15 protein-coding genes are annotated in these 16712 nt (G+C 31.2%); 7 read left to right on the forward strand and 8 right to left on the reverse strand.

What is annotated here, in order from left to right:
* Positions 1-153: 153 nt before the first annotated feature.
* From rsgA to IM532_RS10430, 5 genes are read right to left on the reverse strand one after another with little or no spacing between them, the layout of a single operon-like run.
* Positions 154-1071, reverse strand: a complete 918-nt coding sequence (gene rsgA, locus IM532_RS10410; RefSeq protein ID WP_194183394.1) for a ribosome small subunit-dependent GTPase A — start codon at positions 1069-1071, stop codon at positions 154-156.
* Positions 1072-1078: 7 nt separating this feature from the next.
* Positions 1079-2158 carry a bifunctional 3-deoxy-7-phosphoheptulonate synthase/chorismate mutase type II gene (locus IM532_RS10415; protein WP_194183395.1) on the reverse strand — a complete coding sequence of 360 codons (1080 nt, stop codon included), beginning with the start codon at positions 2156-2158 and terminating at the stop codon, positions 1079-1081.
* A 42-nt stretch (positions 2159-2200) separates the two neighbouring features.
* Positions 2201-3049, reverse strand: coding sequence for a prephenate dehydrogenase (locus IM532_RS10420; RefSeq protein WP_194183396.1), 849 nt, complete (start codon positions 3047-3049; stop codon positions 2201-2203).
* Positions 3046-4182, reverse strand: coding sequence for a pyridoxal phosphate-dependent aminotransferase (locus IM532_RS10425; RefSeq protein WP_194183397.1), 1137 nt, complete (start codon positions 4180-4182; stop codon positions 3046-3048). The genes IM532_RS10420 and IM532_RS10425 overlap by 4 nt, the downstream gene beginning before the upstream one ends.
* Positions 4179-5000 carry a prephenate dehydratase gene (locus IM532_RS10430; protein ID WP_194183398.1) on the reverse strand — a complete coding sequence of 274 codons (822 nt, stop codon included), beginning with the start codon at positions 4998-5000 and terminating at the stop codon, positions 4179-4181. Before IM532_RS10430 ends, IM532_RS10425 begins: the two co-directional genes overlap by 4 nt.
* 246 nt (positions 5001-5246) lie before the next feature.
* Here IM532_RS10430 and IM532_RS10435 point away from each other — a divergent pair, with 246 nt between their 5' ends.
* Complete coding sequence (locus tag IM532_RS10435) at positions 5247-5942, forward strand: ABC transporter ATP-binding protein (RefSeq protein WP_194183399.1); 696 nt, start codon at positions 5247-5249, stop codon at positions 5940-5942.
* Between the two features lie 54 nt (positions 5943-5996).
* On the opposite strand, the gene IM532_RS10440 is transcribed toward IM532_RS10435, so the two are convergent.
* A complete protein-coding gene (locus IM532_RS10440; RefSeq protein WP_194183400.1) occupies positions 5997-6512 on the reverse strand; it encodes a thioredoxin family protein in 516 nt (171 codons plus the stop codon).
* A gap of 361 nt (positions 6513-6873) precedes the next feature.
* Between IM532_RS10440 and ychF the strand changes: the two genes are divergently transcribed.
* Both ychF and IM532_RS10450 read left to right on the forward strand, forming a co-directional pair.
* A complete protein-coding gene (gene ychF / locus IM532_RS10445) occupies positions 6874-7965 on the forward strand; it encodes a redox-regulated ATPase YchF (RefSeq protein WP_194183401.1) in 1092 nt (363 codons plus the stop codon).
* Between the two features lie 103 nt (positions 7966-8068).
* Positions 8069-8860, forward strand: coding sequence for a T9SS-dependent choice-of-anchor J family protein (locus IM532_RS10450; protein ID WP_194183402.1), 792 nt, complete (start codon positions 8069-8071; stop codon positions 8858-8860).
* Between the two features lie 38 nt (positions 8861-8898).
* Here the strand turns inward: IM532_RS10450 and IM532_RS10455 are convergent, their stop codons facing one another.
* Positions 8899-10035, reverse strand: coding sequence for a methionine aminotransferase (locus IM532_RS10455; RefSeq protein WP_194183403.1), 1137 nt, complete (start codon positions 10033-10035; stop codon positions 8899-8901).
* Between the two features lie 122 nt (positions 10036-10157).
* On the opposite strand from IM532_RS10455, the gene IM532_RS10460 reads away from it, so the two are divergent.
* From IM532_RS10460 to IM532_RS10475, 4 genes are read left to right on the forward strand one after another with little or no spacing between them, the layout of a single operon-like run.
* On the forward strand, positions 10158-12014 hold the full coding sequence (locus IM532_RS10460) for a DNA topoisomerase IV subunit B (RefSeq protein ID WP_194183404.1): 1857 nt from the start codon (positions 10158-10160) through the stop codon (positions 12012-12014).
* Positions 12015-12059: 45 nt separating this feature from the next.
* The gene (locus IM532_RS10465; RefSeq protein ID WP_194183405.1) at positions 12060-12545 is read left to right on the forward strand and encodes a hypothetical protein; all 486 of its coding nucleotides are present in this window, start codon (positions 12060-12062) and stop codon (positions 12543-12545) included.
* A 17-nt stretch (positions 12546-12562) separates the two neighbouring features.
* The gene (locus IM532_RS10470; protein WP_194183406.1) at positions 12563-15121 is read left to right on the forward strand and encodes a DNA gyrase/topoisomerase IV subunit A; all 2559 of its coding nucleotides are present in this window, start codon (positions 12563-12565) and stop codon (positions 15119-15121) included.
* A 7-nt stretch (positions 15122-15128) separates the two neighbouring features.
* The gene (locus IM532_RS10475) at positions 15129-15830 is read left to right on the forward strand and encodes a rhomboid family intramembrane serine protease (protein WP_194183407.1); all 702 of its coding nucleotides are present in this window, start codon (positions 15129-15131) and stop codon (positions 15828-15830) included.
* 80 nt (positions 15831-15910) lie between these two features.
* On the opposite strand, the gene IM532_RS10480 is transcribed toward IM532_RS10475, so the two are convergent.
* Complete coding sequence (locus IM532_RS10480; protein WP_194183408.1) at positions 15911-16540, reverse strand: C40 family peptidase; 630 nt, start codon at positions 16538-16540, stop codon at positions 15911-15913.
* Positions 16541-16712 lie beyond the last annotated feature (172 nt).

A 16712-nucleotide genomic window follows, 5' to 3' on the forward strand; every position in this document is an offset into this window, starting at 1 on the left:
TAAAAGTTTATGATTTTAAATTAAAATTGATTTTCTTATTAATACTCAAATAGGATTTCCTATTTAATTAATTGGTTAAGTATTTAAACTAAGGATTGAGTGAAATAAAAAAAAGCATAAACCGATGGAATATGCTTTTTTAAAATGTATAAATTATTGATTATAAATTTCTTCTTGTAAGAATGTTAAATAGTTTTCATAACGAGATGGCGCAATTTTCATTTCATCTGCCGCATCACGTACAGCACATTTTGGCTCGTTGACATGGATACAGTTATCAAATTTACATCCACTACGTAACTCAAAAATTTCAGGGAAATAATTTTGTAATTCAGACTTATCTAAATGTACAAGTCCAAACTCTTTAATACCTGGAGTGTCGATAATAAATCCTCCAAAAGGCCACTCATACATTTGTGCAAAAGTAGTAGTGTGCTGGCCTTTGCTATTAAAGTCAGATACTTGATGTGTTTTAATATTTAATTCGGGATGTAGAGTATTCAGTAGAGTAGATTTCCCTACACCAGAGTGTCCAGATACTAAACTAATACTATCCTTCATTCTTTCTTTTACTAATTCTAAGTTTACCCCAGTCTCTGCAGAAATATCAATACTTTCATATCCAATAGAATTATAAATGTGTTTATATAACAATAAATCGTCCAACTCATCTTGTTGATAAGCATCGATTTTATTAAATAACAACACGACCGGAATTTGGTAAGCTTCGGCAGTAATTAGAAATCGATCTATAAAACCAAAAGATGTTTTTGGATTAGACATTGTAACTACTAAGAAAGCTACATCAATATTAGAGGCAATAATATGTGTTTTCTTAGATAAATTTACCGATTTACGAATAATATAATTTTTACGATCGTAGATTGTATTAATAACGGCAATATCATCTTTATCAATCTCAAATTCAACCTCATCACCAACCGCAATTGGGTTAGTGTGTTTGATATTAGCGATTCTAAATTTTCCTCTTATTCTGGCTTGGTAAACTGTACCATCATCTGTACGAAGATGATACCAGCTACCAGTAGATTTTGTTACAATTCCCTTCAAATGGTTATTATTTTATTTCTTCTTTTTTAATCATAATGTTGTTTTGTTGAGCAACAGATTCTTGGTGAATAGCTTGTAATAATTTATCAATAAAATCTTCTGATAAACCAAGTGAAATTCCTGCTTTTACAGCATTATTTTTAATCTGTTTCCAGCGTTCTGGTTGAAAAACGGCTACATTATGTTCTTTTTTTAATTCTCCGATAGAATTAGCAACTTTCATACGTTGAGAAATAGTCTCTAGTACAGAAGAATCTAATTCATCAATTTGATGACGTAAATTATCGATTCCTGCTTTGTAGATAGAATCAGGGTCATCGGATTGGCGTAATTCCAAAGCGCTTAAAATTTCTTTTAAACGTGCCGGCGTTACTTGTTGTGCAGCATCCGACCACGCTTCGTCTGGGTTACAATGTGTTTCAATCATTAATCCATTGTATTCAAAATTGAAAGCTTGTTGAGATACATCAAATAAACCTTCTCTGTTTCCACAGATATGCGATGGATCACAAATAATAGGAATATTTGGTAATTTATTTTTGAAATCTAAAGCAATTTGCCATTGTGGATTATTACGGTATTTAGTTTTCTTATATGTTGAAAATCCACGGTGAATTGCACCTAAATTTTTAATGCCTTGACCTTCTAAACGTTCTAAAGCTCCAATCCATAAATCTAAATCTGGATTTACAGGATTTTTTACTAAAACAATTTTATCTGTATCGCGTAATGCCTCAGCAATTTCTTGTACCGTAAAAGGATTTACAGTAGAGCGAGCTCCAATCCATAAAACATCTACATCATATTCTAAAGCTAATTTAGCATGATTTGCATTTGCAATCTCAGTTGCAATCATCATTCCATGCTCATCTTTTACTTTCTTTAACCAATTTAATCCAATTGCTCCGACACCTTCAAAGCAATTAGGTTTTGTACGAGGTTTCCAAATTCCCGCGCGGAAAATCTTAACATAATCTTTGTCAATATCTTCAGCAATGGTCATCATTTGTTTTTCACTTTCAGCACTACATGGTCCCGCGATTATAAGTGGTTTCTCGAATTGGTTAATCCAGTTATTATTTTCCATAATTGTTACAAATTTAAGGTATATATATAGACTTAGGTATTATTATTTATTTAAAATTCTTCTGATGTCATTTGTATTTGATAAATACTGGCGTATAGTTTCAGCATCAGCATCTTCAATCATTTTTTTTATTTTTTTAATCTGTGTTTCATATGCTTCTATTGCATTTAGCAAGTTTTCTCTATTTTGAATGAAAATAGGTGTCCACATATCAGGTGAACTTTTTGCTAAACGAACTGTAGATTCAAAACCAGATCCTGCCATATCAAAAATGGCCTTTTCATTTTTCTCAATTTCTAACACGGTTTGTCCTAAGGCAAATGAAGTAATATGAGAAAGGTGAGAAACATAAGCAATATGCTCATCATGCGCTTCTGAGGTCATTGTGATTACATTTGTCCAAAGATTTTGATAAATTTTTCTTACTTTTTTTACAGCGCTTAATGCACTTTCCTCAGGATCGCAAATTATCGAAACTTTGTTCATAAACAATTCCGGAAATGCGGCTTTTGGACCTGAATTTTCGGTTCCCGCAATTGGGTGTGTCGCTACAAAATTCTTTCGATTCGGGTGTGTACGTACAATTGCTCCAATTCCAGATTTAGTAGATCCCATATCCATCACAATAGTATCTTTAGGGATGTAATCTAATATTTTAGGAAGTAATGCTTGTATTGCATTAATAGGAATGGCAAGAACCACTAAATCGCTTACCAATACCGATTCTTTTAAATTGCCTAATGTGTCAACAATTCCTAATTCTAAAGCTTCTTTGCAATGTTGTAAATTAGAGTCAACACCAATAATTTTATTAGCTAATCCAATTTTTTTAAGTGCCAAGGCAAACGATCCTCCTATTAACCCTAATCCTAAAATTGTTACTGTCTTCATAATCTTTCTACAACTTCATTTAATTTTTCAATAGGGGCACAAAGTGAAAATCTGATATATCCTTTTCCGTTGTTCCCAAAAATACTTCCCGGAGTAATAAATACTTTTTTATCGTAAAGAATTTTATCAATAAAGGATTTATCATCTATTCCTTCAGGTAATTTTGCCCAAATAAATAGTCCTACGGCATTTTTATCATATTTTACATTCAGCTTATCACAAATATTATAAATAATCTCACGACGTTCTGAATAAACATTATTTAGATTTTTATACCATTCTTCTGATGCTTTTAATGCTTTTGTAGCGGCTTGCTGGATGGCATAACTCATACCAGAATCCATATTAGATTTTACTTTAAGAATTGAATTCAGAAATTCTTCTTTTCCTAAAACCATTCCAACTCGCCAACCTGCGATATTAAAAGTTTTGCTTAACGAGTTTAATTCAATCGCCACATCTTTAGCGCCATCAATGGATAAAATACTGGTGGGCTTATCATTTAGAATAAAACTGTATGGATTATCATTCACAATTAAAAGCTGATGACGTTTTGCAAACGCAATCAATTGTTCAAGAACTTCTCGTGGAGCTGTTGCTCCCGTTGGCATATGTGGGTAATTAATCCACATAATTTTTGGTTTTTGTTCAGCTAATTTTTCCAATTGATTAAAATCAGGAAGCCAATCATTTTCACCTTTTAAATCATAGTATAAAGGTTCTGCTTGCAGCAATTCTGTAACTGATGAATATGTAGGATAACCAGGATTTGGAATTAAAACTTTATCACCTTCATTTAAAAATGCCATCGAAATATGCATAATTCCTTCTTTTGATCCCATCAATGGTAAAATCTCAGTGGCTGAATCCAATGTGACACCAAATTGTTGGTGGTAAAATTGCGCCATTGCATTTCGCATAATCGGTAAGCCACGATAACTTTGATAGCCATTATTTCCGGATTGAGAGGCTGTAATTAAAGTTTCAATCACCTCGGGTGCTGGTTGCAAATCAGGGCTACCAATGCCTAAGGAAATAATCGGAATATCCGTTTGCATGTTCGCTATTTCTTGCAATTTCTTCGAGAAATAGTATTCCTGAACACTTTGTAAACGTTTAGCTTCTGTTATCATTCTTTTCCTTTTTTGTATTCTCCTAAGATTTCTAAATCTGTTAGTTTTTTCGCTATTTTGCCTAAAAGCGTATAATATTGTTGCTGATCATCAAATGTAATATCGATGTGAAATGAATATTCCCAAGGTTTATCAATAATTGGCACGGACTGAATTTTATCCATGTTAATTCCACATTCAGCAATATGATTTAATACCTCTACTAGTGCTCCAGCTTTATGATTCACTGAAAAACGCATTGACACTTTGTTAAATCTATCGTAATCGATATGATCGCGTTCTAAAACAAAAAATCGTGTAAAGTTGTCTTGAAAGGTTTGGATGCTCGAGGCTAAAATATCCAACCCATAAACTTCGGCTGCTTTTCTAGAAGCAATTGCGGCCACAGAGCTTAAATTTTGATCAACAATATCTTTTGCCGTTAAAGCTGTATCTACATCATGTACCACTTTCCAATCTTGGTGTTTTTCCAAAAACTTATCGCATTGTAAAAGTGCCATTTGATGTGATCTAACTTCATTTATATCGTCAATCGTTTGGCCTTTTTGTACCATTAATTGATGTTGAATCGATAAATAGATTTCTCCGACGACTTTTAATCCATGTTTAGTTATCAAAGCATAATTTGGTAGAATTGCACCTGCAATCGTATTTTCAATTGCCATTACAGCTTTATCTACTTTTCCTTTTGCCAACGCTTTTGCTAATTGTTTAAAGGTGTCGCACTCCAATAACTCAATTTCATTTCCAAAATAATTTCCGGCAGCTTCGTGATGATACGAACCTTTTACACCTTGTATAGCAACTTTTGTTTTCATTTCGTTTTCAGGCAAAAAAAAAGCCCCAACAATTGTGGGACTTTCTTTATCTTATTAATATATATAATCAATTATGACAACGCAGTCCCTGCTCTCCTGAATACCATCCAAAAAAGTAAAAGAAATAAGCGTTAAAATAATTGAACATTGTCATCGTTTGTTTCTGTAAATTTGTCTAACAAAGCTAAAAAATAATTTTTTAAACGAGCATAACTTTTTATAATTTTATCAAATAAATTTCACTGAATGGGAATTATCATCAAGGATTTAACAAAAAAATATGGCGATCAATTGGCTTTAAATAAAGTTTCATTTTCAATTGATCAAGGAGAAGTTGTAGGATTATTAGGTCCAAATGGAGCTGGAAAATCGACTTTAATGAAAAGTATTACAAATGCAATAAATCCGGATAGTGGTGAAATCTTAGTAAATAATTCTTCCGTAAGAGAAAATCCAATTGAAACGAAAAAGCAAATCGGGTTTTTACAGGAAAATAATCCGCTGTACATGGAGATGTTCGTTAAAGAATATTTACAATTTGTAATGAATATCCATGGCTTGAAAAAGGAGCGAGTAGAGGAGGTTATAAAGATGGTTGGATTGACGCCTGAAAGGCACAAAAAAATTCATCAATTATCAAAAGGATATAAACAAAGAGTCGGTTTAGCACAATCAATTTTGTCAAATCCTGAGATTTTAATCCTTGATGAGCCAACGAATGGACTAGATCCTAATCAGATTTTGGAGATTAGAGACCTTATTCGAGAAATTTCTAAAGATAAAACGATTATTCTTTCCACTCATATAATGCAAGAAGTGGAAGCATTATGTTCTCGAGTAATTTTATTAAATAAAGGAGAAATTGTAGCCGATCAACCCATCGAAGAATTTAAAGGACAATATAAAAGTTTGGAAGAAGCTTTTCAGGCGCTAACGAAATAAACATCGTTTATATATATAAAGTAAAAAGCATCCGAAACTTCGGAGGCTTTTACTTTATGATTTCTTTTTTAGTATGAAAACTTCTTTAATTTTTTCAACATCGATCTTTTGATTTTTAGAAGTAGTTGCTAAGGTTGAAATCAGATAATCAACTTCCTTTTCTGAAGATGGACCACCAACATTTTCTCCATTGATTTTTGAATCTTTTAAAGCAGTTCCTTTTTCGTCTAATATAACCCAATATGGTAATCCTTGATTCTTACCGCCCAATTGTACAACCAATTCAGCTCCGCCAGGAGTATTTAATGTTGCTTTTTCACCACGTTCTTCAACTGTAATAAATGATTTGACATAATTTTGATCAAAATATGCTTTCACTAAAGGATCCTCCATATTCTTTTCCATCTTCTTACACCATCCACACCATGAAGCATGAAACATTAAAAAGACATTTTTGTTTTCAATTTTTGCTTGGTAGTATGCTTTATTCATAATCTCGTTAGCTGTTTGTGCATTTAATGCAGAAGCAAAAACAATGAATAAACTGAATAAGATTGATTTTAATTTCATAATCTCTATTGATGTTGTAGAGTAAAGGTAAGTATATAATTATAAAAATTTATGCATCAAGCAATATATTTTATACTTATATATTTCCTTATTATATAAGTATACCTTTATTAATGTTATTATTTTATCTTTATTATTAAATATGAAAACTGATTAAAAATTTAAAATATAATTGCTACAGTAAATGTAAATTATTTGAAATCATTTTAGTTGGTTATACAGATGTCTTAAAGATTATTATAAAAGTATAATGGGTAAGGAATTAAGTTGGTATTGTACTTAGAAGGAATTCGTTATCTTTGCAAAAATTTTTTCAGAACATTCTTCTGATTTATAAATATTAATAAAAGAATCATCATATATGAAATGTGGAATCGTTGGATTGCCAAACGTAGGTAAATCTACTTTATTTAACTGTTTATCGAATGCAAAAGCGCAATCGGCAAACTATCCTTTCTGTACAATTGAACCAAACGTAGGAACAGTTTCTGTACCAGATCCTCGTTTATACAAATTAGAAGAAATTGTAAATCCAGAGCGTGTAGTACCAGCTGTTGTAGAAATTGTTGATATTGCAGGTCTTGTAAAAGGAGCAAGTAAAGGAGAAGGTTTAGGAAACCAATTTTTAGGAAATATCCGTGAGTGTAACGCAATTATCCACGTTTTACGTTGTTTTGATAACGACAATATCACACACGTTGATGGTTCTATCAATCCAATTCGTGACAAGGAAACAATTGATATCGAGTTACAATTAAAAGATTTAGATACAGTTACAAAACGTATTGATAAATCTAAAAAAGCAGCTAAAGCAGGTAACAAAGAGGAGCAAAAAGTGGTTGAAGTTTTAACAGCTGTAACAGCTCACTTAGAAGAATTGAGAAATGTACGCGAGATGGAATTAGATGAGAAGGGACAAGAAATTGTTGATTCTTTACAATTAATTTCAGCTAAGCCAGTGTTATATTTATGTAACGTAGACGAGTCTGCTGCAAAAGATGGTAACGAATGGGTAGATAAAGTAAAAGAAGCGGTAAAAAATGAAAATGCTGAGGTTTTAGTTTTAGCAGCTCAGATAGAAGCAGATATTAATGAATTAGAAACTTTTGAAGAGCGTCAAATTTTCTTAGAAGAGTTAGGTTTAAATGAGCCAGGTGTTAACCGTTTAATTCGTTCAGCTTATACCTTATTAGACTTAGAAACTTATTTCACTGCAGGTGTAAAAGAAGTAAGAGCTTGGACAATCAAAAAAGGATCTACAGGACCACAAGCGGCTGGAGTTATTCATACAGATTTCGAAAAAGGATTTATCCGTGCTGAGGTAATTAAGTTTGAAGATTTTATGACTTATGGTTCTGAATCTAAGTGTCGTGAAAATGGAAAATTAAATGTAGAAGGAAAAGCATACATCGTACAAGATGGTGATATTATGCACTTCTTATTTAACGTATAAGATTTTAAAAAATCATTCTATAAAAGTCCTGATCAACTTGATTAGGACTTTTTTTGTATATATTTGAATTAATTAACATTAGAATTACATTAAATATATACATATGATTAAAAATCTATTCTTTTTAGGTTCAATTTTAATTGGAGCTAACGCTACTGCACAGACTACTATATTTCAAGAAAATTTTGATACTACTCAAACACGTAATTTATGGTCAATTGGTGATCGTGATGGAGATAATGACACTTGGGAATATTTAAATGCTGAATTAAATGAAGTTCCATCATTTACCGGTGATGCAGCTTTTTCTTTCTCTTGGTATTTGGAAGCATTTACACCAGATAATACATTAACAAGTCCTAAAATAACTTTGCCACAAGATGCGGAATTATCTTTAAGTTTTAAAGTTTCAGCTGGAGACGAAGAACTATATGATGAGCATTATGCTGTATACGTTATTCCTGCATATGCTGAATTTATAGGGACAGAAACACCAGTTTTTGAAGAAACGTTAGATAATGCATATTACGAAGTAGCTAAAGTAGTAAACGTGGATATAAGTGAATATGCTGGGCAAGATGTGCAATTAGTTTTTAGACATTACGATTGTGAAGATATTTTTTATATCGCGTTAGACGATGTAACCATAGAACAAAAAGCTTTATCAACAATTGATATCAATAAAAATAAGGTAGCTGTATATCAAGATAACGGGAAGGTTAAAATAAACGGATTTGAAAATATACAAAAAGTAAAAGTTTTTGATTTATCAGGTAAGTTAGTTTCTGAATCTAAAACAGATAATGCGAATATTTCTACTTTACCAAAAGGAATATATATCGTAAACTTTTACAATGCTGAGGAAGTTGTATCAAGAAAAATTACTGTAAAATAACATAAAAATAAAGCCACTCTATAGAGTGGCTTTTATTCTTATAATTTATTTAATTTCTCTAAAGCAGAATCTAAGGTCTCTTTTTGTTTTGCAAAACAAAATCGGATCACTTTTTCATCAAATGTATCGTGGTAAAATGCAGAAAATGGAATGGTAGCAACTTTATTTTCAATCGTTAATTTTTTAGCAAATTCTCTATCGCTCAACTCAGAATAATTTTTGAAAGAAGCAGAAACAAAATAAGTACCTTCAGCAGGGATTAATTCAAATTTAGTAGAAGATAGACCCTTTGTGAAATAATCTCTCTTTTCTTGAAAGAAATTATTTAATTCTAAGTAGTTATTCTCATCATCTAAATAATCAGCAATTGCATATTGGGAAGGAGTATGTACAGAAAATACATTGTATTGATGCACTTTTCTAAATTCGTTCATCAATTCTTTACCTGCCAATACATAACCTACTTTCCAACCTGTTACATGGCATAATTTCCCGAAAGACGCAGTAATAAAAGTACGATCTTTTAAAGAAGGAATTCTTGCAAAGCTTTGGTGCTCGTAGGCATCAAATGTCATGTGCTCATACACTTCATCACTTATAATATAACAATTCTTATCTTTTAAGATTGCTTCAATCTGAACTAAATCCTCGGCTTTAAATATTTTTCCAGAAGGATTATTGGGGTTATTGAATATAATTAGTTTTGTTTGCGAAGTTACTTTGCTCTTTAAAGATTCATAATCAATATTATAATCGGGATAAGTTAATTGTATTGGTTTTACAATTCCACCAAACATTTCTACTGCTGGTTTGTATAAATCATATGCAGGTTCAAAAATGATAACTTCATCTCCTTTCTCAATTACTGCAGCAATTGCAGTAAAAATAGCTTGGCTTGCACCATTTGTAATTGTTATTTCTTGCTCTGGATGATAAATAGTGTGATGAAAGCGTTCAGTTTTTTCAGAAATAAAATTTCTTAATTTTTCGACGCCAATCATTGGCGCGTATTGGTTGTAATTTTGGTACGAATAATAGTTCAAGCTTTCAATCAAAGAAGAATGTGGATCGAAATCAGGAAAACCTTGTGCCAAGTTTATGGCTTGGTGCTGATTTGCTAATTTACTCATTACCGTAAATATAGTAGTCTCTAGATGAGGTAATTTAGAGTTCATAATCTTTTAGTTGTTTGGTTGTAAGGTGTTTGAATGATTTATATTCACTAAAGTTACCAAAAACATTTTAGTATTTTTTTAGTAAATTTGTAAATTACACAATTCTAATACGATAAACCCAAATGTCTGAAATAAATCAAGTAAATTATACTGAAGATAATATCAAAACCTTAGACTGGAGAGAACATATTCGTATGCGTCCTGGTATGTATATCGGGAAGTTAGGAGATGGATCTTCTCAAGACGATGGTATATATATTTTACTTAAAGAGATTATTGATAACTGTATTGATGAGTTTGTAATGGGCTCGGGTAAAGCAGTTGAAATAAATCTACGAGAGGACGAGGTCACAGTAAGAGATTATGGACGAGGAATTCCTTTAGGAAAAATGATTGACGCTGTATCTAAAATGAATACAGGTGGTAAATATGATTCGCAAGCTTTTAAAAAGTCTGTAGGATTAAATGGTGTAGGGACAAAAGCTGTAAATGCATTATCGTCTTATTTTAGAGTACAATCTATAAGAGATGGAAAGACTAGAGTTGCTGAATTCTCTAAGGGAGATTTAACATTAGAAGAACAAGAAAAAGAAACTTCATTAAGAAAAGGAACTAAAATTACATTCGTTCCCGATAAAAATATCTTTTTAAATTTTAAATTCAGAAAAGAGTACATCGTACGTATGTTAAAAAACTACGTGTATTTAAATCCTGGATTAAAAATTACTTTCAACGGGGAAGAGTTTTATTCGACAGAAGGACTAAAAGATTTATTAAAAGATAATATTGAAGAAGCTACAATCTATGACATTATCCATTTGCGTGGAGAAGATATAGAAATTGCTTTGACGCATAGCTCTAAATCTTATTCGGAAACATATTATTCTTTCGTGAATGGTCAGAACACCACACAAGGTGGAACACATTTAACAGCTTTTAAAGAAGCAATAGCCAAAACAGTACGCGAATTTTATAATAAAAATTATGATCCGGCAGATATTCGTAAATCGATTATTTCTGCCATAGCAATTAAAGTTATTGAGCCTGTTTTTGAATCTCAAACTAAGACCAAATTAGGTTCCAATGAAATTGGACCAGGAATGACAACGGTTCGTACATTTATCAATGATTTTGTAAAAACTAATTTAGATAATTTTCTACATAAAAATCCAGAAGTTGCGCAAGCTTTAGAACGCAAAATTAAACAGTCAGAAACAGAACGTAAAGAATTATCTGGTATTCGAAAATTAGCACGTGATCGTGCGAAGAAAGTGAGTTTGCACAATAAAAAATTACGAGATTGTCGCCAACATTACAATGATCCGAAAGCAGAATTTCGTTTAGATTCTACGATATTTATTACCGAGGGTGATTCAGCTTCTGGTTCAATCACAAAGAGTAGAAATGTAGAAACGCAAGCAGTATTTAGCTTACGTGGTAAACCTTTGAATTCATATGGTTTATCAAAGAAAATCGTTTATGAAAACGAAGAATTTAATCTTCTACAAGCCGCGCTAAATATTGAAAATGGATTAGAAGAATTACGTTATAATAATGTCGTAATTGCAACCGATGCTGATGTCGACGGCATGCATATCAGGCTGTTGGCGATTACATTTTTCTTGCAATTCTTCCCAGAATTAATTCGAGAAGGTCATTTATATATTCTACAAACGCCACTTTTCCGTGTGCGTAACAAAAAAGAAACAAGATATTGTTATTCTGAAGAAGAACGTCTAAATGCTTTGAATGAATTAGGAAAAAATCCAGAAATAACACGATTTAAAGGGTTAGGAGAAATCTCACCAGACGAGTTTAAAAACTTTATTGGAAAAGATATTCGTCTTGAACCAGTAATGATAGGTAAAGACGCGTCTATAGAGGATTTACTTGAATTTTATATGGGGAAAAATACACCCACAAGACAAGAATTTATTATTAATAATCTTTCAATTGAGGCAGTTACAAATGAAATTTAAAATACTTAATTATATTTACATAGTTAACTAAAATAATTTTATACGATGAAATTAAATAATAAAAAAGTAAGGACATTGGTCAACATATTAAATTTTGGAATATTTATTCTATTGATTATGATGATTTTAATGTATTATGATGTTATTTCATTGCATACAGAATTTGAAGAAATTTATGTAGCTACATTCCTTATGATTACAACTTGTTATATCGCAATAAGAGGATGGCAATATTATGAATTCGACACCTCAGGCGAAGGATTAACGGTAAATGTAGAGCGTATAGATTTCTTATCTTTTTTAGGAACTAAACAAAAAAGAATTGATTTACCTAAATATAAAATTAATAATTACAAAATAAGTAAAGGTCTATTAAATGACGATTTAATCTTATTTATAAATAGTAAAAAAGGAAAAGCTAATCTTGTAAAAGTAAAATTTAGAATCTCATTTTTATCTGATCAACAAAGAAACATCATGATATCAGAATTAGATAAAATAGTAACTACTAATCAATATCAATTAGATTAAAAAATCAACATTATCTTATGCATATAGAAGAAGAGAGTATCAAGAAAGTCTCAGGAATGTACCAAGAATGGTTTCTTGATTATGCCTCTTATGTGATTTTAGAACGAGCAATTCCATCTATTTATGATGGACTAAAACCTGTGCAACGCCGTATTTTACATTCTATGAGAGAATTAGAGGATGGTAGATACAATAAAGTTGCAAACATTGTAGGTAATACAATGAAGTATCATCCACACGGAGATGCTGCAATTTCAGATGCAATTGTACAAATAGGACAAAAAGACCTATTGATCGATATGCAAGGGAATTGGGGAAACGTACATACAGGTGACCGCGCTGCGGCGGCACGTTATATAGAAGCAAGATTAACGAAATTTGCCTTAGAAGTTGTCTTTAATCCTAAAACAACACATTGGCAACCCTCTTATGATGGGAGAAACAGAGAACCTATAGATTTACCGATTAAATTTCCGCTTTTATTAGCCCAAGGAGTTGAAGGTATTGCTGTAGGGTTATCAACAAAAATATTACCACACAATTTTAATGAATTAATTGAGGCATCAATTTTACATCTAAAAGGAAAAAAATTCCAGATTTTCCCAGATTTTCAAACTGCTGGCTTAATTGACGTATCTGATTATAATGATGGGTTACGTGGCGGTAAAGTAAGAGTTCGTGCTAAAATTTCACAGGAAGATAAAACACTCCTTAAGATTACTGAACTTCCTTATGGAACTACTACAGGATCATTAATAGATTCCATATTAAAAGCTAATGATAAAGGAAAAATAAAAATTAAAAAGATTGAAGATAATACAGCTGCGGATGTAGAAATTTTAATCTATTTAGCTCCTGGCATTTCTCCAGATAAGACCATAGATGCGCTATATGCTTTTACAGATTGCGAAATATCTATTTCGCCTAACGCCTGTGTTATCCGAGATAAAAAACCCGAATTCTTAACTGTTTCTGATATTTTAAAATTTAATACAGATAATACCTTAAAATTATTAAAAAGAGAATTAGAAATTGAACTTGATGAGTTACAAGAACAATGGCATTTTTCTTCTTTAGAAAGAATTTTTATTGAAAAAAGAATTTATCATGATATTGAAGAAGAAGAAACTTGGGAAGGAGTAATTACGGCAATTGATAATGGGTTAAAACCTTATATCGCTCATTTAATTAGGCCTGTAAATGAAGATGATATTACTCGATTAACGGAAATTAAAATAAAGCGAATTTCAAAATTTGATTTAGATAAAGCGCAGCAATTTATTGATTCACTTGAAGATAAAATTTCAAATGTTAAACATCATTTAGCAAATTTAATAGAATTTGCAGTGGATTATTTTAAAGCTCTGAAAGTAAAATATGGAAAAGAAAAAGTACGTAAAACTGAAATTCGAACTTTTGATACCATAGACGCTTCTAAAGTAGCAGTTGCAAACACTCGCTTCTATGTAGATCGTGCAGAAGGTTTTATAGGTACATCTTTAAAGAAAGATGAATTTGTGTTTGAATGTTCTGATATTGACGATATCATAATTTTCCGACAAGATGCAACGATGTTAGTAACAAAAGTGGATGCAAAAACTTTTGTAGGTAAAGGAATTGTACACATAGGTGTATGGCGTAAAAATGATAAACGTACCATTTATAATGTAATTTATCGAGATGGTAAAAATGGACCAGCTTACCAAAAGCGTTTTGCTGTTACAGGAATTACCCGAGATAAAGAGTACGATTTAGCCAATGGAAACAAAGGTTCGGAGTTATTATACTTTTCTGCAAATCCAAATGGGGAAGCAGAGGTCGTATCTGTGATTCTTAAAACGCATCAACGTATCAAAAAATTAAAATTTGATTTAGATTTTGCAGAATTAGCTGTTAAAGGTCGTTCAAGTAAAGGAAATTTAGTTACAAAATATCCAATTAAAAAGATTGAATTAAAAGAAGAAGGGATTTCTACTTTGGCACCTCGTCAGATTTGGTATGATCCAATTGTTCGCCGACTAAACGCAGATGAACGTGGTGATTTATTAGGGTCTTTTAAAGGTGATGATAAGATTCTTACAATAAATAGTACAGGTGAAGCCAAATTAGTTTCTTTTGATTTAGGAAATCGTTTTGATGATGAAATGATTATTATAGAGAAATGGAAGCCTAATAAGCCTTTGTCTTGTGTATATTTTGATGGAACAAAAGAAAAATATTTTGTAAAACGTTTCCTACTAGAAGATACATTAAATCCACAAATTTTCTTCTCTAACGAGGATGATAAATCTGAAATTAAGTTAATTTCTACTGATTATTTACCAGTTATTGAATTAACGTTTTCTAAAATAAAAGGTGTAGAAAAAGAAGCAGAAATTATCAATTTAGAACAATTTATTGCCATAAAAGGGATTAAAGCACAAGGAAATCAATTAACTCCATATAAATTGAAACAAATTAATGCTTTAGAATCATTGCCTTATGATGAACCTGAAGAAGTAATGGATGAAAGTGATGGATCTCAACCTACATTATTTGATGAAGTTGAAAACGAAATAATAAAAGAAGAAGAATAAATTAAATATGGGAGATGCATCGTTTGTTACGATTTTAGTTATAGGATTTAATATTTTGTTCAGTTGGAAAGGTTTTAATGATATTAGCTTTTTTGACAAATATAAATTTCAAGTTGGTTCAATTTTAAATAAAAAAGAACATTACCGAATTTTAAGTTCAGGTTTTTTGCATGTAGATTTTATGCATTTATTCTTTAATATGTATACATTATACATTTTTGCAGAGATTTTAATCAACTTCTTTGCAAGCCCAAAAGCCATGTTTTTTGGTGATTATTCTACAATAAATATGAATGTAGGATATGGAATGTTTCTTTTAGTATACATAGCTTCAGTAATAGGAGGAAATATTTTATCCCTATTTATGTATAAAAATCAACCGTATTATACTGCAGTAGGTGCATCTGGAGGTGTCTCTGGAATTTTGTTTGCTGCAATAGCTGCATTTCCAGAACTAAGATTAGGATTATTTTTTATTATTCCTATGCCAGCTTGGATTTTTGCTATTCTATATTTGGGCTATTCAGTATATGGGATGAAGAATAACATAGGCAATATTGGGCATGCTGCGCACTTAGGAGGTGCTGTCGTTGGATTGCTAGCGACTATACTGTATTATCCGCAATTGTTAGATTATAATCTTTTATACATAGCAGGAATGACAATTCCTTTAGCAGGGCTTGGTTATCTAATGTTTAAAAATAAGTAAACTTAAAATAATAAATAAAAAAAAACGGCTTGAAATATTTCAAGCCGTTTTTTTTTATTAAATCTTCAAATATGATATTATTATAAAACTCTTTTCGCATAAAGGAATTTTCTTCCCCAATAACTATCATTCAAAGAGGAAACCATTACACCTTGTGAGGTAGAAGAATGAATAAATTTAAGAACCCCATTTTCATCTCTTCCATGTACAATTCCCACATGAGATACGCGTCCGCCTCCTCTTGTAGCAAAAAATACTAAATCGCCTTCTCGGGCTTCTTCAGTAGAAATTCTTTGTCCTTCTTTTGCTTGATCTGCTGAAACACGAGGTAAGTTCATATTAAAGCTTTCAAAAACACTTCTTACAAACGCAGAACAATCAATTCCTCTTCTTGTTGTGCCTCCGTATCGGTATGGAGTACCAATATAAGTTTCAGCTTCTTTTAATAAAAACTCAGTGAATAAATTGTTAGTTTCGTCTAAAACACTATTTAAAACTAACATTGAAGATTCATCCTTAACATTCACAGGCTCAACTTCTAAGTTGGCACGTTTGTTGATTAATTTAGTTTGAGTCTCCATAACTCTTGTTTGTGGAACAAAACTTCGTGAAGAGTATTCTTTAATTTCCGATACAGGGGTTAAAGAACTACATGAAGTAATGAACATCGTACAAATTAATGCAGCCACACCTAATAGCGATGTTTTCATGATTATATTATTATAATTTTATTATATCCTTTTTCAAGTAGCTCAAATATATTAGATTATACTTTAACAAAATATATAATTTCAATGTTTTGGGATTACATTAACTTCTTTAACAAAATTTAACATAATTTTTAACTTAAAAAAAGTGAAAAATATTTGGTAGTTTAAAAAT

Source organism: Faecalibacter rhinopitheci, from assembly GCF_015234135.1.
GTDB classification, from domain to species: domain Bacteria; phylum Bacteroidota; class Bacteroidia; order Flavobacteriales; family Weeksellaceae; genus Empedobacter; species Empedobacter rhinopitheci.

Coding starts and splice junctions, on each gene's coding strand:
- IM532_RS10420 (WP_194183396.1), bottom strand. CDS start 3,049: ATGAAGACAGTAACAATTTTAGGATTAGGGTTAATAGGAGGATCGTTT.
- IM532_RS10450 (WP_194183402.1), top strand. CDS start 8,069: ATGATTAAAAATCTATTCTTTTTAGGTTCAATTTTAATTGGAGCTAAC.
- IM532_RS10455 (WP_194183403.1), bottom strand. CDS start 10,035: ATGAACTCTAAATTACCTCATCTAGAGACTACTATATTTACGGTAATG.
- IM532_RS10465 (WP_194183405.1), top strand. CDS start 12,060: ATGAAATTAAATAATAAAAAAGTAAGGACATTGGTCAACATATTAAAT.
- ychF (WP_194183401.1), top strand. CDS start 6,874: ATGAAATGTGGAATCGTTGGATTGCCAAACGTAGGTAAATCTACTTTA.
- IM532_RS10475 (WP_194183407.1), top strand. CDS start 15,129: ATGGGAGATGCATCGTTTGTTACGATTTTAGTTATAGGATTTAATATT.
- IM532_RS10460 (WP_194183404.1), top strand. CDS start 10,158: ATGTCTGAAATAAATCAAGTAAATTATACTGAAGATAATATCAAAACC.
- IM532_RS10415 (WP_194183395.1), bottom strand. CDS start 2,158: ATGGAAAATAATAACTGGATTAACCAATTCGAGAAACCACTTATAATC.
- IM532_RS10470 (WP_194183406.1), top strand. CDS start 12,563: ATGCATATAGAAGAAGAGAGTATCAAGAAAGTCTCAGGAATGTACCAA.
- IM532_RS10430 (WP_194183398.1), bottom strand. CDS start 5,000: ATGAAAACAAAAGTTGCTATACAAGGTGTAAAAGGTTCGTATCATCAC.
- IM532_RS10435 (WP_194183399.1), top strand. CDS start 5,247: ATGGGAATTATCATCAAGGATTTAACAAAAAAATATGGCGATCAATTG.
- IM532_RS10440 (WP_194183400.1), bottom strand. CDS start 6,512: ATGAAATTAAAATCAATCTTATTCAGTTTATTCATTGTTTTTGCTTCT.
- IM532_RS10480 (WP_194183408.1), bottom strand. CDS start 16,540: ATGAAAACATCGCTATTAGGTGTGGCTGCATTAATTTGTACGATGTTC.
- IM532_RS10425 (WP_194183397.1), bottom strand. CDS start 4,182: ATGATAACAGAAGCTAAACGTTTACAAAGTGTTCAGGAATACTATTTC.